This is a genomic window from Plesiomonas sp. ZOR0011 (assembly GCF_000800945.1).
GTDB lineage: Bacteria > Pseudomonadota > Gammaproteobacteria > Enterobacterales > CAMTGL01 > Plesiomonas > Plesiomonas shigelloides.
Genome location: NZ_JRKB01000045.1, coordinates 36,025 through 55,895, shown reverse-complemented (window position 1 = coordinate 55,895; position 19,871 = coordinate 36,025). Strand labels below are relative to the sequence as shown.

Genomic DNA, 19,871 nt, shown 5'->3' with positions numbered 1-19,871 from the left:
TAACCTCCTTTAAAATCACTCCTTTTGTTAACCAGCCGTAAGGCTGGTTTTTTTATGTCGCCGCCACTGTTATGCTGCCGTTTTTCCCTAGCGGGTTGAGTCAAGCTATGCAAATTTGGGTGGATGCCGATGCGTGTCCAAAAGTGATCAAAGAGATTTTGTTTCGTGCCGCTGAGCGCGTGGGTGTTGCGGTGACCTTAGTGGCCAATCAGCCGTTGGCGGTGCCACCATCACGTTATATTCAAAGTATTCAGGTGGCGGCCGGATTTGATGTGGCCGATAACGAAATTGTGCGCCGTGCACAGGCGGGAGATTTGGTGATCACCGCCGATATTCCGTTGGCCTCGGAAGTGCTGGAGAAAAAAGCGATTGCCTTGAATCCGCGCGGCGAGCTGTATACCAGTGAAAATATCCGTCAGCGTCTGAACATGCGTGATTTTATGGATACCCTACGCGCCAGTGGGATCCAAACCGGCGGGCCGGCGGCCTTTAGCCAACGTGATCGCCAAGCGTTTGCCGGTGAGCTCGATCGTTGGTTAGTCAGCTATCAGCGCAGTTGTCGTTAATACTTTAAGCCGTTAAATCTTTATGCGTTGCGATACCCATAAAGATGCCAAAAGAATGACCGCGCGGTTAACGCGGTCAGAGTCAGCATCTGTGTTGGCGAGCTTGGCGATATTAGTGTTGATATCCGCTACGGCGTTTCCAGCTTGCGGCTTTGGCGCTGGAAGGCGCCCGCATCGGTAATCACATGCTCAACACGCAGTCGCTCTTGGTTTAAGTGCGCTTCGCCGTGGCTGCTCAAGATTAAACGGTCTGCCGTGCGCGGTTTGAGCTGGGTGACGATAAAGCGGATCACCTCGGCACGGGTGAGCGATGCCACCGCATGGGCAATTCGGCGGCGTTGATCGAACGTCCAATCTTTGTTGCCGATACTGACCCAATAACGCTGAGCGCGGGTGCGCAAGTTGGTATCTGGCTCGTTAATTTGAGCCAGCAGCCCTTGTTTACTGGCTTGCCATTGCTGCTCGGTCAGCTCCAGCAATACCAACGGGAAGGCATTGATAAAATCATCAATCGATTCCAGCAAGTGTGTCGGGCCAGCGACCGGTGATTGCACATAAAAAATCAGCCCCGGGAAGCGGTTGAGCGGCAGATTACCTGAGCCGAGCATGTAACCCAATTGCTGGCGAGTGCGCAGCTCATGGAAGAACGTGGCAGACATCAGGTGATTGGTGAAGATAGATAGCGCAATATCTCGCGGCGCGTAGTGCGCAGACTGGTAATACACCAGCAGCGCCGAATCGTGGTGTGCGCAATCGTATTGACGCAGCAGGCTACCGCGGCCTTGAATACTGACCAATTGACGCCGAGTTTCATGGCCCGGATTGCTGTCGGTCAGCAAATGGGTGGTCAGCATCTCGCCCAGTAACCGCGCTTGCGATTCCGGCCAGTCGCCAAACATCAGCATTTCGATGTGCACATGCGAGAACATCTGCTCAACAAAGGGCGGTAACTCAGCCAGCGTCACTTTTTCCAGTTCGGGTAACAGCTTGTTGTACGGCGGATTGTTCGGTTGCAGTAAGCCTGTTAGCTGATTGAACAGTTGGGAAATTGGTTTTTCTTCCGTCACATTCCGCCAGTTACGCAGCAGTTGCTGGCGGATGGTATCGAAACGCTCTTGCCGGAACTCGCGGTGACGAAAGCGATGCAAAATGGTTTGCAGCAGCAGCGGCTGTTTGGCGCTAAAACCGGATAACTGCAATGTCACGCCGCCTTGGTGGGCGTAAATGTTATAGCCGATTCCCGCCAATTCTGCCGGATAGGTCGCTTCAGTCAGCGAATCAATCAGCATCTCAACACACAAACGGGTCAGCGCCACATGTCGCGGCGAGCTGACGGCGTTTAGGCTGTCGATCGCAATATAGATATGCCCTTTAGGTAGTCGAAATTCTGGCTCTTGATAGTGCCACAAGCGAAAACCGGGCTGGTCTTGCAGCAAAGTTGGGTAGGGCTTGTCATCGTGCAACGGTTGCGGTTGCAGATTATCCACCAAATACGGGTTTTCTGGCGGTAAATACAGCGCCGGATTGCTCTGCGGTTGTTGCCACTGAGCCAGCCATTCGGCAGGCAGTGGGCGCACACTGTACGGCGTGAAATACCACTGCGCTTGGCGATCGGTAGGCAGATCGGGGGCGATCAACGTCAGGCGGCAACGATCGGGCTGCATTTGGCTGAGGAAGTGTTGGATCTGCGCTTCATCGAAAGTCTGCATCAGGTAATCGCCACACAGCAGATCTTCTGGTGGATACAAAAACAGATTCATCACCAGATGGCTGACCAAATCCAGCGGTTTACTCGGCTCTTGGAAGTGGAATGCCGTATCCAGCACGCTGCGCTTTTCCGCGTAGCGCCAAGCCTGCAAACCCTGTTGGCGAATCAGATCCAGATACGCAAAAATCTGGCTGACGATCTCTGGCACATGCGCCATCCCTTCTGGGGTGAGCAGTAGGCTAACGCTGAAATCTTTAAAATTGCTGCCGCTGATCCCGCCTCCGGCGGATAAGGTGTTCGCCCAACCTTGGCGTTTGAGCCATGACAGCAGGCTGCCTTGGCCTTCATAGCCGAGCAAATGAGCGATAAAAGAGAGCGGTTTTTGCCGATAAAACTGATCGCAATTGGGTAAACCAAAGGTCAGGGTTAATTTGCGGGTCTCTTTTTTCGGCTTGGCGTGGATCAAAATGCCTAAATCTTGCTCGCGATACAGCGGAGGCAAGATTTCTGGTACCGATGTAGGCTGACACGGAATGGCGCTAAAGCAGTGCTCGGCCAGTTGCTCTAGGCTGTCCAGATCGTGGGCGCTTAAAATGGTTAAGCACATGCGATCGGCGGAGTAATAGCGTTGATAAAAACGCAACAGATCATCGCGCACCGACGCGTGCTCGCGGTCGGCCAGCGTATCGAGAGAGCCGACTGAGAATTTGGCAAATGGGTGCGCGGGATTGACGGTTTCCTTATGCACTTGATACAAGCGCCGCGTGTCATCATTGAGTTTGAGTTTGTACTCGGCATCAATGGCTTGGCGCTCTTTATCCACCAATTCTGGATTGAATAAAGGTTCGGTAAAGAAACCGGCAAAACGCTGCAGCCCTTCCGGCAGATAATCTGGCACTATCTCGAAAAAGTAGTTGGTATGCTCGGTACCGGTCCACGCATTATTGCTGCCGCCGTGGCGGTTGATAAATTGCTGGAACTCTCCCGGATGCGGGTAGCTTTGAGTGCCGAGAAACAGCATATGTTCAAGGAAATGCGCCATTCCCTGACGGTCGATCGGATCATCAAAGTGACCGGCGCGCACCGACAGCGCCGCTGCCGCCCGTGCTGTGGACGGGTCATGGATCAGCAACACACGCAGTTGATTGGCTAATACCAGATGACGGTACTGTTTATGATCGTTCGGGCTTTGATACACGGCGGTGCCTCGTTGTTATCAGATGTATGGACGGCGCTCGTGACAGAGAATGGTCTTTCTGACTCCCATTATGGAGCGGGAATCAGTGTGGTGCAATTTTCTTTAGTCATACCTATATCCGCTCGCCGCAGGCCGCACTTTCACCGGTGAAACGTTTAGTTATTGAACGGATTAAGGCACAATGAGCGGGCAATGACAGGATCCGGTTGGGTTAAATAAGTAAAACAGACCGGATAATGCGATAAAAAACATAACATTACGGTTATCTATGTACATATTTATTATGCGCCACGGTGAGGCGGAATCCCATGCGGCCAGTGATGCTCAGCGTGCGCTGACCCCGCGTGGTCGTCAGGAATCCCGTCTGATGGCGGAATGGCTGAGCGGACAAACCGAAGGTGGCGTAGCAAAGGCATTGGTGAGTCCGTATCTGCGGGCGCAGCAAACCTGGGATACCGTGCGAGCGGTGTTGCCGGTGGCTCAGCCAGAAGAGGTGTGGGATTCGCTGATCCCAGAAGGTAATCCTCAGCCGGCGGCGGATTATCTGACCGCGCTGGCCGCTGATGGGGTGCCAAGCGTGCTGATTGTGTCCCACCTGCCGCTGGTGGGGTATTTGGTGGCCGATTTGTGCCCAGGCACCGTGCCGCCAATGTTTGCAACCTCCGGTGTGGCCTGCATTGAGCTAGATGCCGACACCGGTCATGGCAAGTTGCTGCAAATTATCCAACCAGCCAACTTACTGTAACGCGCACACCACAGCGTCGGGCTTACTGCATGTAAGCCCGTTATTCCTGCGTTTTCTTTGGTTTTTCTCGCATGTCAGCGCCAGTTATTCCACCACATCTAACAGAACCAGCAGCGCGGCATCGCCACCCCATTCTTTAGGAGCTTGATAAAAAGCGCGCACTAGTGGATGTTGCGCCAGCCACAGCGGCGTTTGCCGTTTCAGCACATGGCGACCATAGCCGTGCATCACGCAGGCGCAGGCTACGTGCTCGCGGCGACAGGCAGCCAGCAGCGCGCCGAGCTCTTGTTTGGCTTGTTCTTGCGTTAATCCGTGCAAATCCAAAAACAGCTCCGGCGTAAAATCGCCTCGGCGCAACTGTTTGAGCTCATAATGGCTGACATCCTCGCGCACATAGCGCATAGGGCCTTCTTCGCTCAGACGGGGCTGAAACTCGTCAGAAAAATAGAAGCTGGCATCACGCTGTTCCTGCTGTTCGCGCACCTCTACCCGCTCAGGGCGCTGGATGCGTGGCCGGATTATGGTATCCTGCTTTATCTTTTTCGCCCCCTGAATCGCGTCGCGAAACAGGGTGGTATCGTCTTCGGACAGTGTGTGTTTTTTCTTCATGTGATTGTCTGTGTCTGAACTCATTACGCTAATTATATGGAAATCAGCGGCAGATTATCGCGTTTCGGAGGGTAAATTGGATAAGATTTTTGTCGACGAGGCGGTCAACGAGCTGCATACCATTCAGGATATGCTGCGTTGGACAGTCAGCCGTTTTAATGCTGCCGGATTGTATTACGGTCATGGCACCGATAATCCGTGGGATGAAGCGGTAGCACTGGTGCTGCCGACCCTCTTTTTGCCACTGGATTTCCCTGCAGATATGCGTAACTGCCGTTTGACGCCGAGCGAGCGTCATCGCATCGTCGAGCGCGTGCTGCGCCGCATTAACGATCGCGTGCCGGTGGCATACCTGACCAACAGTGCCTGGTTCTGCGGCATGGAATTTTATGTGGATGAGCGCGTACTGGTCCCACGCTCTCCGATTGGCGAGCTGATCCAAAACCATTTTGATGGCCTGCTGCCACGCGAACCACTGCGTATTTTGGACATGTGCACCGGTAGCGGCTGTATCGCCATTGCGTGCGCCGCCGAGTTCCCCGATGCAGAAGTGGATGCGGTCGACATCTCTACCGATGCCCTGACGGTAGCCGAGCAAAACATCTATGCGCATGCGCTGGAGCAGCGCGTGATCCCGATCCGCTCTGATGTATTCCGCGATCTGCCACAGGACAAATATGACCTGATCGTGACTAACCCGCCGTATGTTGACGCAGAAGATATCGCCGACATGCCGGATGAATATCACCACGAGCCAGCCATCGGCTTGGCTTCGGGTATGGATGGTCTGAAGCTGACCAAGCGCATTTTGGCTGGTGCGCCAGATTATCTGGCCGAAGATGGCGTGCTGATTTGCGAAGTGGGCAACAGCATGGTGCATCTGGAAGCGCAATATCCAGAGATCCCATTCACATGGCTGGAGTTCGAGCACGGTGGTCTGGGCGTATTCATGCTGACGCGTCAGCAGATTGTGGATCATTACCACCACTTTGCGCCGTTTCGTGACTGATTGTTCACGCGATAGCCGCAGCTGATGCGGCAGAAAATGTGCAATTTCCCCTCGGGCAGCCTTGAGCTGCCCGAATTATTTGCGCATTATCAAGGATACTTTTCTTTCCGTCAGCCGAGCAGGCTGCCGGAGCACCGATGAACCAGATAAACACGGATTAACAGATGGCAGGGAACAGTATCGGACAACTTTTCCGCGTGACCACCTTTGGTGAATCGCATGGGCCGGCGCTTGGTTGTATTGTGGACGGCGTACCGCCGGGCATGCAGCTCGACGAAGCGGATTTACAGCATGATCTGGACCGCCGTCGTCCCGGTACGTCGCGTTATACCACGCAGCGTCGCGAGCCGGATCAGGTGCGGATTTTATCCGGCGTGTTTGAAGGGCAAACCACCGGCACCAGCATTGGGCTGCTGATTGAAAACACCGATCAGCGTTCGCAAGATTATTCGGCGATTAAAGAGCAGTTTCGCCCTGGGCATGCCGATTACACCTACCATCACAAATATGGCCTGCGCGATTACCGTGGCGGTGGTCGCTCTTCGGCTCGCGAAACCGCTATGCGCGTAGCGGCGGGCGCGATTGCTAAAAAATACCTGTATGAGCAATTTGGCATTACCGTGCGTGGTTATCTGGCGCAAATGGGCGATGTCAAAGCCGAGAAAATTGATTGGCAAGCCATCGAAGAAAATCCGTTTTTCTGCCCTGATCCAGACAAAATTGAGGCGCTGGATGCACTGATCCGCGATCTGAAAAAAGACGGCGATTCGATTGGTGCCAAAGTTACGGTCGTGGCTGAGCATGTGCCAGTAGGATTAGGGGAGCCGGTGTTTGATCGCTTAGATGCTGATCTGGCGCATGCCCTGATGAGCATCAATGCGGTGAAAGGGGTGGAGATTGGTGATGGCTTTGCGGTGGTGAATCAGCGCGGTAGCGAGCACCGTGATGAAATCACGCCGGAAGGTTTTCTGAGCAATCACGCGGGTGGAATTCTGGGCGGGATCAGCTCCGGTCAGCCGCTGGTAGCGCATTTAGCTCTGAAACCGACCTCCAGTATCACCATTCCGGGGCGTTCGGTGAATACCCGTGGCGAGCCTGTTGAAGTGGTGACTAAAGGCCGCCATGACCCGTGCGTCGGCATTCGGGCGGTGCCAATTGCCGAGGCGATGATGGCGATTGTGCTGCTCGATCACCTGTTGCGCCATCGCGCCCAGTGTGGTGGTGCGCGTACGCCAGCTCCGAGCTGGGATGGCTTACTGGCATGAGTGCGTTATCCCGCTTGGCTGATTATTTAACCCACAGTTATTCAACGGGCAGCGCACTGCTGGTGGCGCTTTGCATGGCCAGTAGCGCACAGGCATCGCCCTGGAGTGAATTCAGTGCACCGGTGGCCGGTGCCCCGCAAGCGGTGGGCGGCTACAGCAATGGCTGCGTGATTGGTGCGCAGCCGCTGCCGCTGCAGGGGAAAGGCTATGAGCTGATCCGCAGTCAGCGGATGCGCTATTTTGGTCATCCGGAGCTGATTGCCTTTGTACAGCGTCTGGCTAAGCACAGCCGTCAGGCTGGGCTACCGAATTTCTGGGTGGGCGATATGGCGATGCCTGCGGGCGGGCGTTTTAGCTCAGGGCATGCCAGTCATCAAAACGGGCTGGATGTGGATATCTGGCTGCGTTTTAGCCGTAGCAAACTTAGCGAGCACGAAAAGCAGTCGCCGCAAGCGGTCAGTCTGGTGGACTTTCCGCGGATGCAGGTAAAAAGTGATTTGTGGCAGCCGGAATATACCGAGCTGATTAAGCTGGCGGCCAGCGATCCGAAAGTGGCGCGGATTTTTGTCAATCCTGCCATCAAGCAGCAGCTGTGCGTGAGTACCGCTGGGCATGAGCGCAGCTGGCTGCGTAAAGTCCGGCCATGGGGAGGGCATGATTATCACATGCATGTGCGCTTAGCGTGTCCGCCTGGTTCGCAAGATTGCCAAGCACAAACTCCGCCGCCGGCCGGTGATGGCTGTGGCGATGAGTTAGCGTCTTGGTTGCAGCCGCCGGTAGTCACGGCGCAAACCGGTAAACCGAAGCTTAGCAAGCCAAAACTGCCGAGCTTACCGCCACCGTTACCCGCAGTTTGTCAGAGTGTCTTACTCAGTCACCAGCCGCTGAAAAATAACGCCAACGATGCGGGTATTGCGGGTAAGAGCGTAATGGGTACAGGAAATAGCGTAACGGTACGTAATACGCAGTAATCGCGCTGTTGATACTCAAGGCGTCGGCCTGCTGTGTGCTCAGAAAACCCAAGCATGAAGCCTTTGCATGACGTGAAGATGCGAAGGGAAAAAGGAAAAAAGGAAAAATAGGAACAGAAAAAGCCCCGCACTCTTATCGAGAACGGGGCTTTTTTATGGCAGAGACGTGTTGCTTAGGTGCTCAGTGCTTATACGTAGAACACCAGTGAGTACACGGTAGAAACCAGCAGCGCGCCCAGCATTGGGATAGCGGTACGCTTAACCAGATCAAACGGTGACACACCGGCTGCACCGGCAACCGCTACGATCACCCCAGTGATTGGGGAAATGGTACGGCCCAGACCTGCAGCCAGCTGCATTGGCAGCAGCATAGAGGCGGACGAGATCCCCACTTTGGCTGCGATATCCGGTACCATTGCCGCGAAGGAGAAGAACGGCGCGTTACCGGAGCCCATCAGGAAGGCCGCCACAGTAATGATGATCACCATCAACACCACCAGATACACTGGAGAGATGTTGGACGCGATAGCGCCGTGGATCACCATATCCAGAATGCCGATAGCTTTCAGACCGTGCGCCAGTGTTTGACCGGCGATGATCAGGCTGACTACGCGAGCAAAGGCTTTACCCATCGCATCGAAGAACACCAGAATGTCTTTAAAGACTTTCTTACCACCAAAGCGGATGCTTTCGACCGCCATCGCAACAGCGAAGCTGATCAGCATCGCGGTAACTACGTCGATTTTAACGGTGGTGATCACCATCTTGCTGAAGGTAAAGATCAGTACCAGAGGGATCATTGGGAACAGGGCATACCACAGCGGTGGAGTCACCAGCTCTTTGGTATCTTCCTCAGTAGCTTCATACGCGACTGGATTTTTCGCTTCACGTAGGTCGAACCAACGCTGTACTACCATGTGCAGCACGGCAATGGTGATCATCGAAGCGATAGCCACTGGGCCTTGGTAAGACAGGAAGTACTCGGTGACTGGCATGTCGGCAATCTTGGCTGCCAGGTTCACGTTACCAGAAGCTGGACCCAGATCCAGACACGCGGTGGTGGCGATAATCGCCGCCGCTGACATACGGCTCACACCCAGACTGGTCATGATTGGGTACATGGTCACCATCAGCAACAGACCCAGACCCGCAGCGCTTGGAATAAAGATATTCAGCAGCTGACCGAGAATATAGCCCATCGCCATAACCAGATACGGGTTACGGATCACAGACAGTGGGCGAGTTGAAATGGCCACCAAGGCGCGCGATGCACCAATGTGATCCATATACTTAGCGAAACCGCCAACCGCCATGATGATCAGGCCCAGATCGGCAACGGTGCTGCCCATCATGCCTTTGATGTAGGTGAAGATATCCAGCCACACAGAACCACTGGATTTAGCTTCTGGCAACGGGGTACCAACACCCAACAAAATTGCCGAAGCGAGTAAAACGATACCTGCGATAAATAAAACCATTTGCGGGTTGTATTTTTTTACGATCAGGTAACCGGTCACTAAAATAACGACTAAACTAATTAGTGCTACCATTGAGACGATGTCCTTGTAACGATAATGATATATTATCGACTATTGATGACCATTTTGTTTTGATAAACAGAGCGATCATTAATAGTCATATATATAACAAGTTATAGAGGGCACTTAATATAAGATGAACAGCACGGCAACGAGACATGGCTTAGCGATGAATCTAAGCGATGAATCACTTCAATAATTAATATTTCTTGTGCTTGTTTGTATTCAAATGCTTGTTTGCTGCGCTTTTGCGCTGCGCGACTTTCTCATAAAGCACTAAATAGCGTCAATCCGCAAACCTAGAGTAACGTGACATTGATCCAATCAACATGGATTAAAAAAGGCACTGCTCACAAAATAGTATTTTTACGCTATGCAAAGATGTGCATTTGTGTCGGAGTATTTTATTTGTGTGATATTAATGGCGATTGATTCATTTATTAAACTTAAAAATAATATCTATTCACGGCGTGAGTTAAATAGTGTGTGAAGCCTCTATTTATAGATTAAGACATAATGTCTTTATGTGAATGTGTCATTATTTTTATGCGAATAATAATAACAAAACAATTATAATTTTATATCTTACAGTAATGTACTAAATTCCGGATCTTGTGCTAGACGCGCTAATCCTTGCCAGACTTTTTCCCCTGCCGGATGTAAACGGCTTTCAAAACGGTATGCATACAGCCACAGCGGTACCGAACAGTGAGTTGGGTGTAATACCTGCAACTGCCCCTGACGCTGCTCTTGGTGCAGCGCATATTGCGGCAACCACGCCACGCCAGCACCTTGCAAGACCAACTGTTTAATCAAATCTGACATCGAGGAAGAAAAGACCGGTTGCAGCTCAACATGCCGCTGTACCGGCGCAATCGCGCGCGCCATATAGCTGCTCGGTGAATAGGCCAACCAAGGCATTGGTATCGGCATGGGCGATGCGGGCAGCTCGCTCTTGTCATCATCCTCAGGCGCGGTGTTGATGGGCGAGCTCCACGGCGCAGGCTGGCGACAAACCAAATGCAAGTGGCTGCGACCTAAACACAGAGATTGATATGGCGCGCTGGACAGATGATCGGCGGCAAAGGCCAGCAGGATATCGCACGCCCCTTCGCGCAAGGTTTCTACTGCATCATCCGCATCTACCGCTTCCACATTGAGCGTTACATTCGGGTGTTCGGCCGCCAGTTTGGGCTGAATATACGGCAGCAGGTGTGTCGCCAGCGAATGCGCCGCCGCGATGCGTACCGTTTGGCCACCAAGCAATGACAGACCGGCTAAACGCCCGATCTCTTCTTCCATCTGATTGAGCAGTGAGCGGGCGGTGGCGTGAAATTGCTTGCCACTGGCGGTCAGCGTCAATGGGTGGGTATCGCGGTTCACCAGTTCGGTATTCAGTGCGTGCTCCAAGGCACGAATGCGGCGACTGAACGCCGGTTGCGTCACGTTACGCAGTGCTGCTGCGGCGGAAAAATTACGCTTTTCGGCTAACACCAGAAAATCATGCAACCACTTGGTTTCAATGTTGGGCAGATGTTCGGCAGACATAGCGCGGGCTCCTGGGTCGGTATTGTCGGGTTCTGTTGCGTGCAGGCCTAATGAGTGCATCGCATCCTGTGCAGCATTGCGTTCAGGATGTATCGCGCATCTCACGGCATGTCATTATCGCGCATCGCGTTATGCTTTTCTTGCATAGCGGCAACAGAATCAGCATTTCATCCCCACTGACGAAACGACTAAGGTGAAAGCCAAGAGCCAGTACGGTTATGTCACACAAGATAGATATAACACACTGATTAAAATGGAGTTCGATAAGTTACAGGGGGTTGTTATGCAACAGCAGCGTGCACGCCGGTTAGGAATTTTAGGTGGCATGGGGCCATTAGCGACCGTCGACTTTATGCGCAAAATTATTCAAAGCACGCCGGCGGGACAGGATCAAGCGCATATCCCAATGGTGGTGGCGAATGTGCCGCAGATCCCCGATCGCACCCAAGCGATCCTCGATGCCGCAGAAGATCCGTTTCCAGCACTGTTACAACTGCTACGGCAGCTGGAGCAGGCTGGCGCCACGTTATTCGTGATCCCGTGCAACACCGCGCATTTTTGGTTTAAGCGATTAACGTACTACTCACGCATCGAGGCGATCAGCATTATTGATTGCGTGGTGGGCGCGATTCGCCGCCGCGGTTTACGTCGTGTCGGGTTGCTGGCCACCACCGCTACGGTGCGCGGTGGATTGTACCAACAGGAATTGCGTCCACTCGGCATTGAGTGCGTGCTACCGGATGCGTTAATGCAGCAAAAAGTGATGCGCGGGATTGCCGCCGTGAAAGCCGGTGATGTGGCGCTTGGTCAGCGTTGCTTGTTTGAGGCTTATCAAGCACTGCGCGAGCAGGGGGCGGAGTCCGTTATCTTGGGCTGCACTGAGATCCCCTTGGCGCTGGAAGCGCATGCCAACGCCCACCCAGAAACAGTGATTGATTCGTTAGCGGAATTAGCGCAAGCCTGCGTGCAGTGGTATCAAGCGCCGCAATTGAGTGAGCTAGCACCGGCACAAGCGTGTGTGGCCTGATGACGTCAGGCTTGTACGTGCCGATGGCTGCAAATACCAATCAATAGCTAACTCAATAATAGCTAAAACAAGAAATGTAAGGATACGACTTTTGATGAACGCTCTGACCCTGATTAAAAATGCCACCTTGTATGCACCTGAATTCCTTGGCCAGCAGGACATTTTACTGGCTGGCGGCAAAGTGGTGCAGATTGCTGCGCACATTGAAACTGGCAGTGTGCCTTGCACCGTCATTGATGCGCAGGGAAAAATCGCTACGCCAGGATTGATTGACCAGCACATTCACCTGATTGGCGGCGGCGGGGAAGGTGGCTTTGCCACTCGCACTCCGGCGGTAACCTTTGGCAAATTGGTGCAAGCGGGTCTGACTACCGTGGTCGGGGTAATGGGCACCGATGGCTCAACGCGATCACCGCGCGATCTGTATGCTAAAGCAATGGGGCTGCGTGCGGAAGGTTTGTCAGTCTACATGCACACCGGCTCCTATCAACTGCCGACCGTTACGGTAACCGGCTCGGTGCGCGACGATCTGATTTTGTTGGCGCCGGTGTTGGGCGTGAAATTAGCAGTTGCCGATCACCGCGGCTCTTTCCCTACTGCACAAGAGATGCTGCGGTTGGTTTCCGATGTGCGTATGGGGGGCATGTTGGCCGGTAAGCGCGGAGTTTTGCATATGCACATGGGCGGATTGGATGCACCATTTGCCGAAATTAACGCTGCACTGGCCGCCGGCATCCCCGCGCATCACTTCTCGCCAACGCACGTTGCGCGTACCCGCGAGTTGATGGATGACGCAATTGCGTTTTGCGCGCAAGGTGGCTACATCGATATCACCAGTGCCGGTTCGTGCGCGTTTGCTTCTCCTGCTGATGCGGTACTCTATGCACTGGAAGCGGGCGCTGCGCCAGAGCGCCTCACTGTCAGCTCTGATGGTAATGGCAGTTTGCCGGTCTTTAATGCGCAAGGCGAGATGGAGCGTATAACCGCCGCCGATGTGTCCGGCAACCTCGATTTGCTGGTCGAACTGGTGCGTCGTGATGTACCGATCACTACCGCACTGCGCCTGATGACCAGTAATGTGGCCGATTCACTGGGACTGCGCAAAGGTCGCCTTGCTACAGGGGAAGATGCTGATGTTTGCCTGTTTAACCCTGATTTTTCTCTGGATACCCTAATTGCTGGCGGACAGGTTTTACTGCAGCACGGTGAGATGCAAGTTACCGCTAATTTTGAATAAATCCTTCGTAACTGCCTGTTTATGCGGCGTCATCGTTTGCGGTGACGCCGTTGTTGCATTGCTGCTCAGCACATAACCCGTTACCATACAGCACTCTCATCCTCTGTCGCAGATTAAGGAAAATACCGTGGAATTGGCTCTGTCGTGGGAAATGCTGCTGCTGTTGCTAGCGGCGGCATCGTTGGCCGGATTTATTGATGCCATTGCCGGCGGCGGAGGATTGCTAACCGTACCGGCATTGTTGGCGGCCGGATTACCGCCCGCGATGGCCTTGGGGACTAACAAGCTGCAAGGCACCGCCGGTTCGTTTTCTGCGACTTGGTATTTTGTCCGGCGTGGCGCGGTGAATCTGTCGGATATCACCTTTATGATCATTTGTACCTTTATTGGCTCGGTCGTGGGCACGATTTTGGTGCAGATGATAGATGCCTCGGTATTGCGCCAAGTGCTGCCATTTTTGATTTTGGCCGTTGGCGGCTATTTCCTGTTTTCACCGCGCGTCGGCGAAACTGACCGCCACAGCCGCATCTCTGCGCGCCTGTTTGCGCTCACCGCCGGTGCGGGGATTGGTTTTTATGATGGCTTTTTTGGGCCGGGCACCGGGTCATTTTTTGCCATCGCGTTTGTCACGTTGCTGGGTTTTAATCTGGCTAAAGCCACCGCGCACACTAAGGTGCTGAACTTCACCTCAAACGTAGCCTCACTGCTGTTCTTTGCTCTGGGGGGCAAAGTGGTGTGGAGTGTCGGTTTGCTGATGATGGTTGGCCAATTTATCGGAGCGCGTCTCGGAGCGCGCATGGTGTTGACCAAAGGCCAGTCCTTTATCCGGCCGATGATTGTGACGGTTTCCCTGCTGATGACCTGTAAAATGGTGTACGACAGTCACGGCACTGAGATTTATCAGTGGTTGTCGGCGCTGGTCGCATGATGCGGCTTGCATGAGTTTGACGGGCGAAAAGAGATAGCGCTGCAAGCGAAGCCGTACAAACGAAGCGTTATAAACAAAGAGTGCCCTCATCAAGCTGCCTAAAAAAATGGCCGGAAGCAGTGTTGCTCCGGCCATTTTTGTGTGTGTTGTTTATAGCTGTGTTGCGGTGTGTTGTTGAAGGCGCGATGGGCGGACGATTACGACTCTTCGCTTTGGGTGTAGTTAAACACCGGTAAGCCTAATTCAAAGTGCATCGCCAGCAAACGGGCCACAAAGCCGCTGCACAGGGTAATCATGGTCACCGCATTGTGATCTAATCCGGTATGTTGCAAGCCGACATACAGCAAACCGGCGGCAAATGAGATCCCCGCATACAACTCTTTTTGGAATACCAGCGGGATCTGATTGCACAGCAGATCACGCAATACCCCGCCAAATGCGCCGGTGATCACTGCGGCAATCACCGCCACTACTGGGCCGTGGTGCATATCCAGCGCCACTTGCGCACCGATGATGGAAAAAACGATCAAACCCAGCGCATCGAGCACCAAGAACACTTTGCGCAGGTGCTTCATGACCGGTGAGATCCACGTCGTGATCACCGCAGCACAGGCCACAATCACAATGTAGTGCGGGTGTTTGACCCAGCCGAGCGGGTAATGGCCGAGCAACATATCACGGATCGAGCCGCCCCCGATGGCAGTCACACTGGCGATGATAATCACACCGAACAGATCCATTTTACGACGACCAGCGGCCAGCGCACCGGTCATGGCTTCAGCGGTGATCCCGATAAGATATAAGATAGTCAGTAACATGGGGAAAGTGGCTCAGTCCATCAGTGAAAACGCGAGTGAGACAACACAGGCCAGCACACAGTATGACGCTTCTTTATTACGCGGCTAACGTTGGCTGCTGGTTGGCGAATGCGCGCTATTTTACTGCTGATTTTTCTTTTGTCGCATTACAAATACTAATCATTTATTGATTGTGTTTTAAATGTGACATTGTGATATCACATAGTAAATGAAGTTGCATACAGCAAAAAATAAGTGCTAATAGCCGATTTATAGAGTTCGTTGCGCGTGATTAGGATAGGTGCTGGGTGTAAATTTTAAAAAATGGTCATTTATAAAAATAATCTATTCTCCTTATCGCGCCCATCTGTTGCTCTGGCTGTGGTAGATGTTATCTATGCATTAGTTTATTTCATTTATTTATGCGCGGCGCGTTCAGAAAAATGAGAGTTTGATCACGCTGCGCAAAGGGCTGCAGCAGGTGGAGTGTGTACGGCGCCAAGATGATGCGCGGCGGTTTCTCTTGAGAAAGAGATAAAAATGCCCTGTGCTGAGTCGTATAGTCGAGCCGTAGATTGCCCTAGCGGCGCATCAGTAATAGCTCGGCGCTCTCTGGAGAGCATACGCAGTTGCTGTTATAGTCTGCGGCAGAATTTTTCGGTAACACTCTGGCAACGAGAATAAATCTGATGATGACGCAATTTGAACAGCGGGTACTGGCCCTGATTGATGAGATGGTTGAGCACGGTACCGATGATGAACTGTTTGCCGGTGGCTATCTGCGTGGACACCTGACGCTAGCGGTTGCCGATGCAGAAGCCGATGGCGTGAGCTCCCTGAGCGAATTGGCGCAGCGCGTGAATGCCAGTTTGGATACGGCGATTGCCAAGGGCGAGTTATCGCCACCGGATCAGGTGTTGGTACGTAATCTGTGGCAGCAGCTGTATCAGCAAGCGGCGGCTTAATCGCACTTCTATCGTCGATATAAACGACGATACCAAATTCTAGACATACAAACGCTAGACATACAAAAGGCGCTACACCCACTTCGAAATGAAGTGCGTGAGAGCGCCTTTTTTGTTGAGGCTAGCGGTATTGGTGAATTAAGTCGCTATTGCTTGCTTCGTCGCCTAGCACACGCGTTTTTATTAGCAGCTAACCACGTGGCTCATTTTGTACCGGCTTGCCTTTGAGCTGTTTACGCACCCAATAACGGTTCGGGTTGAGTACATTTAAGATGTCTCGCTCCAAAGGCAGTGGCTCACCGTTCATTTGCGCCGCTAGCACTTCGGCCAGTAAGGGCGCAGAGGTTAAGCCACGTGAGCCGAGCGCGCCGAGCACAAACAGATCGGGGTAATAAGGTGCATCCTCGACTGGCACCGCGCTGCTTAATTGTGTGGCTAGCTCGGCGTATTGCGCCAGCGTAGCGGCATAATCTGGCAGTGCACCCATCAGTGGCAAGTGATCGCGCGTGGCACAGCGCACGGCGGCGCGCGCATCAGGGATTTCTGGTTGCGGCTCTTGGCTTACGCGTACCTGCTGCGCCCATGCCACAGCAGGCAGACTGCGCTGTAATTTAGCCAGATTTTCTTGCTGGTCACTGTCGCGCAGATCTGTGCTGGTATCCCCGCGGCCATAGGTCGCACCTAAGCAGTGCTGATCGCCGCGGATATTTACCGGCGTCAGATACCCTTCGGCGCACAATACGGTGTTGAGCTGGCTTAAATTAGTGTCGGTGGGGATATGGGAAACCTGCCCACGTACTGGATACACAGGTAAGTGTTCACTTTCGCCAAACTCACTGATGCGATAGCCATTGGCTAGCACAACTACCGCATGGTTGGCCGTGATATTAGTGCGTTGTTCATGAGCATCTACTATTTCCAGCTGTAAATCCCATCCAGTGGCGGTATGTGCCAGATGACGTAGGGTGTGTTGATAGTGAATGCTTAGTCCTTGTTGCTGCAGATGTTGCAACAAGTTGGCGGTTAACTGCGCTGGACACAGCCAGCCACCCAGTGGGTATTCCACCGCCGCAAAACCCAACGGCACTCCGGCGCGCGTTTCAGCACTTTCAGGTGAGTGAATGCTGACCATCGACTCAGGCCACTCGGCTTGTTGCAAGTTAGCTTGTTTGTTGGCGGCAGCCTCATTGTGCGCCAGTTGCAACACGCCGCACCAGCGGTGATCAAAGGCAATACCTTGCGCGTCCAGTGCATCGTAGCGTTGACGCGCAAATTGGAAGGCGTGGGCAAAAAAGCGCGCGAGCGGATCTTTAGCGCCGTTTAACAGCGGATACAACGCACCTTGCCGATTACCGGACGCGCCTTGCGCCGCCTGCGCATCAGCGCAGTACAAGGTGACTTTCGCGCCGCGCTGTAACAAGGCTTGTGCCAGCAGCGCCGAGGCGATGCCACCACCAATGATTGCGACGTCTTGCAGCGAAGAAGCCGCAGGGCGTGCATACCACGGAGCAGGTTCGTTCGGTGTCAGGCTCTGTGCTGGGCGACGGCCACACAGCATTTCGCGCTTGTGGCGAAAACCTTTTAAGCGAGTGATCTCAAATCCAGCCGCTTGCAGGCCGCGGCGCACAAAACCGGCGGCGGTGAAGGTGGCAAATGTACCGCTCCCCGGTTTCGCCATGCGCACCATATGAGCAAACAGCTGCTCATTCCACATGTCTGGGTTTTTAGATGGCGCAAAACCATCGAGGAACCAAGCATCAATTTGTCCCTCATAGTCACGGCCCCAATCGCCAAAGGTCTCATTGACATCACCAAACCACACATCAAGAATGACTCGGCCTTGATCGAGAAGTAAGCGCTGACATCCACTAATCGGCAGTGGCCAGTTTTGTCGCAATTCGGCAGCCATTTCGGCAAGCTTTGGCCAGCTTTGATGCGCGAGCGCCAAGTCAGCCGCCGACAGCGGGAATTTCTCGGTGCTGATAAAATGCAGACGTTTTAGCTGGGAATCTGGGTGATTTCGCTGAAATTCACGAAAAGATTGCCACAAGGTAAGAAAATTCAGCCCCGTACCGAAGCCGGTTTCTGCTACGATAAAGCGATCTGCAGGATGGTGCAGCCAGCGCTCGGGTAACTGATTGCCGCTTAGAAAGACATAGCGGGTCTCTTCCAGTCCGTTTTGATTGGAGAAATAAACGTCATCAAACTCGGCGGACACGGGCGTTCCTTGTTCGTTAAAGCGCAGCGTGGCCTGTTGAATAGAAGATGTATTCACGGCAGGAAATACTCAAAAATGGAACTTGACGGTATTGTAACAGCACCGACCACTTGGCAAAACGCGGAAAGCTGACCACTTGCAGACAACAAAACCGTTAAACTTTGGCCAAATGCAAAGCGTTAAGGATGTTTTAGGCATGAAAAGAGCCGTAATTACAGGATTCGGAATCGTTTCCAGCATTGGTAACAACAAAACAGAAGTTCTGGAATCACTCAAAGCCGGACGCTCCGGGATCACCTTCTCTGAAACGCTGCGCGATATGAATATGCGCAGTCAGGTCTGGGGGGACATCAAACTCGATCTGACCGGGCTGATTGACCGTAAAGTTTTTCGTTTTATGAGCGATGCGTCGGCGTTTGCCTACCTGTCGATGCAAGAAGCGATTGCGGATGCGGGTCTGACTGACGAGATGGTCTCCAATGACCGTACTGGTCTGGTTGTGGGTACCGGTGGTGGTTCACCACGTAACCAAATCGCCGCTGCCGATGCAATGCGCTCGCGTGGCCTGCGCGGTGTGGGTCCGTACATGGTGCCAAAAACCATGACCTCCGGTGTGTCTGCCTGTCTGGCGACCCCGTTTAAGATCCGTGGTATCAACTACTCTATCAGCTCTGCCTGTGCGACTTCCGCGCACTGTATTGGCCACGCGTTGGAACAAATCCAGCTGGGCAAGCAAGACATCGTGTTTGCCGGTGGTGGCGAAGAGCTGGACTGGTCAATGGCGATGGAATTCGACGCCATGGGCGCACTATCTACCAAGTACAACGAAACGCCAGAAAAAGCGTCCCGTACTTATGATGCGGCCCGTGATGGTTTCGTGATCTCTGGCGGCGGCGGTATGGTCGTAGTGGAAGAGCTGGAGCACGCACTGGCGCGTGGTGCGAAGATTTATGCTGAAATCGTTGGCTATGGCGCAACCTCTGATGGTTACGACATGGTAGCGCCGTCAGGTGAAGGCGCGGTGCGCTGCATGAAGATGGCGATGCAAGGCATTGATACCCCAATCGATTATATCAACACCCACGGCACCTCTACGCCGGTCGGTGATGTGAAAGAGCTGGGTGCTATCCAAGAAATGTTTGCTGAAAACTGCCCTGCAATTTCGGCGACCAAGTCGATGACCGGTCACGCACTGGGTGCGGCAGGGGTACACGAGGCTATCTACAGCCTGCTGATGATGGAGCATGGTTTTATTGCGCCAAGCATCAACATCGAGCAGCTGGATGAACAAGCCGCGGGCCTGAATATCATTACCGAAACCACCGAGCGTGAACTGACTACCGTCATGTCCAACAGCTTTGGCTTCGGTGGCACCAATGCCACCTTGGTAATGCGTAAATTCAAGCAATAAGCAAAGTTGGTTAACAGGAGCTGAAGTGTTAGCTCCTCTTTAATTTTCCTTGACGGGTGGCCCGATAATTTCGGGCCTTTTTTATGCCGTTTTTCCGCCCATTTTTTCGCCTGCTGGCCGCTAGCACTGGA

16 protein-coding genes are annotated in these 19,871 nt (G+C 53.2%); 10 read left to right on the top strand and 6 right to left on the bottom strand.

The features are described from left to right. The first annotated feature begins 107 nt into the window (after nt 1-107). A complete protein-coding gene (locus L975_RS08495) occupies nt 108-566 on the top strand; it encodes a YaiI/YqxD family protein (RefSeq protein WP_010862152.1) in 459 nt (152 codons plus the stop codon). Between the two features lie 128 nt (nt 567-694). Here the strand turns inward: L975_RS08495 and L975_RS08490 are convergent, their stop codons facing one another. After that, entirely contained in the window at nt 695-3,472 is a 2,778-nt protein-coding gene (locus L975_RS08490; RefSeq protein ID WP_047708123.1) for an insulinase family protein, read from the bottom strand. A gap of 268 nt (nt 3,473-3,740) precedes the next feature. Here L975_RS08490 and sixA point away from each other — a divergent pair, with 268 nt between their 5' ends. Beyond that, entirely contained in the window at nt 3,741-4,217 is a 477-nt protein-coding gene (sixA, locus tag L975_RS08485) for a phosphohistidine phosphatase SixA (protein WP_039046021.1), read from the top strand. 84 nt (nt 4,218-4,301) lie between these two features. On the opposite strand, the gene smrB is transcribed toward sixA, so the two are convergent. Continuing rightward, complete coding sequence (gene smrB, locus L975_RS08480; protein WP_047708121.1) at nt 4,302-4,826, bottom strand: endonuclease SmrB; 525 nt, start codon at nt 4,824-4,826, stop codon at nt 4,302-4,304. Nucleotides 4,827-4,902: 76 nt separating this feature from the next. On the opposite strand from smrB, the gene prmB reads away from it, so the two are divergent. The 3 genes from prmB to mepA all read left to right on the top strand — a co-directional run bounded on the left by prmB (nt 4,903) and on the right by mepA (nt 8,071). After that, nucleotides 4,903-5,835 (top strand): 50S ribosomal protein L3 N(5)-glutamine methyltransferase, encoded by a 933-nt coding sequence (prmB, locus tag L975_RS08475; RefSeq protein WP_039046023.1) that lies wholly within the window; start codon nt 4,903-4,905, stop codon nt 5,833-5,835. Nucleotides 5,836-5,999: 164 nt separating this feature from the next. Next, nucleotides 6,000-7,100, top strand: coding sequence for a chorismate synthase (gene aroC, locus L975_RS08470; RefSeq protein ID WP_039046024.1), 1,101 nt, complete (start codon nt 6,000-6,002; stop codon nt 7,098-7,100). Between the two features lie 74 nt (nt 7,101-7,174). Beyond that, nucleotides 7,175-8,071 carry a penicillin-insensitive murein endopeptidase gene (gene mepA / locus L975_RS08465; protein ID WP_230400798.1) on the top strand — a complete coding sequence of 299 codons (897 nt, stop codon included), beginning with the start codon at nt 7,175-7,177 and terminating at the stop codon, nt 8,069-8,071. A gap of 188 nt (nt 8,072-8,259) precedes the next feature. Here the strand turns inward: mepA and dcuC are convergent, their stop codons facing one another. After that, nucleotides 8,260-9,621, bottom strand: coding sequence for a C4-dicarboxylate transporter DcuC (gene dcuC, locus L975_RS08460; protein ID WP_010862145.1), 1,362 nt, complete (start codon nt 9,619-9,621; stop codon nt 8,260-8,262). A 573-nt stretch (nt 9,622-10,194) separates the two neighbouring features. Next, a complete protein-coding gene (locus L975_RS08455) occupies nt 10,195-11,157 on the bottom strand; it encodes a LysR substrate-binding domain-containing protein (RefSeq protein ID WP_047708120.1) in 963 nt (320 codons plus the stop codon). 283 nt (nt 11,158-11,440) lie between these two features. Between L975_RS08455 and L975_RS08450 the strand changes: the two genes are divergently transcribed. The 3 genes from L975_RS08450 to L975_RS08440 all read left to right on the top strand — a co-directional run bounded on the left by L975_RS08450 (nt 11,441) and on the right by L975_RS08440 (nt 14,349). Then, nucleotides 11,441-12,184 (top strand): aspartate/glutamate racemase family protein, encoded by a 744-nt coding sequence (locus tag L975_RS08450; RefSeq protein ID WP_047708140.1) that lies wholly within the window; start codon nt 11,441-11,443, stop codon nt 12,182-12,184. Between the two features lie 94 nt (nt 12,185-12,278). Then, nucleotides 12,279-13,421, top strand: coding sequence for a beta-aspartyl-peptidase (iadA, locus tag L975_RS08445; protein WP_047708118.1), 1,143 nt, complete (start codon nt 12,279-12,281; stop codon nt 13,419-13,421). 127 nt (nt 13,422-13,548) lie between these two features. Then, nucleotides 13,549-14,349 (top strand): TSUP family transporter, encoded by an 801-nt coding sequence (locus L975_RS08440; RefSeq protein WP_255359265.1) that lies wholly within the window; start codon nt 13,549-13,551, stop codon nt 14,347-14,349. Between the two features lie 197 nt (nt 14,350-14,546). Here L975_RS08440 and L975_RS08435 read toward each other — a convergent pair whose 3' ends face one another. Next, nucleotides 14,547-15,167 (bottom strand): trimeric intracellular cation channel family protein, encoded by a 621-nt coding sequence (locus tag L975_RS08435; protein ID WP_010862140.1) that lies wholly within the window; start codon nt 15,165-15,167, stop codon nt 14,547-14,549. A gap of 668 nt (nt 15,168-15,835) precedes the next feature. Here L975_RS08435 and L975_RS08430 point away from each other — a divergent pair. Next, nucleotides 15,836-16,111 (top strand): YfcL family protein, encoded by a 276-nt coding sequence (locus L975_RS08430; protein WP_047708117.1) that lies wholly within the window; start codon nt 15,836-15,838, stop codon nt 16,109-16,111. 190 nt (nt 16,112-16,301) lie between these two features. On the opposite strand, the gene mnmC is transcribed toward L975_RS08430, so the two are convergent. Further along, a complete protein-coding gene (mnmC, locus tag L975_RS08425) occupies nt 16,302-18,386 on the bottom strand; it encodes a bifunctional tRNA (5-methylaminomethyl-2-thiouridine)(34)-methyltransferase MnmD/FAD-dependent 5-carboxymethylaminomethyl-2-thiouridine(34) oxidoreductase MnmC (protein WP_047708115.1) in 2,085 nt (694 codons plus the stop codon). Between the two features lie 139 nt (nt 18,387-18,525). Between mnmC and fabB the strand changes: the two genes are divergently transcribed. Then, nucleotides 18,526-19,740, top strand: a complete 1,215-nt coding sequence (gene fabB / locus L975_RS08420) for a beta-ketoacyl-ACP synthase I (protein ID WP_010862137.1) — start codon at nt 18,526-18,528, stop codon at nt 19,738-19,740. Nucleotides 19,741-19,871 lie beyond the last annotated feature (131 nt).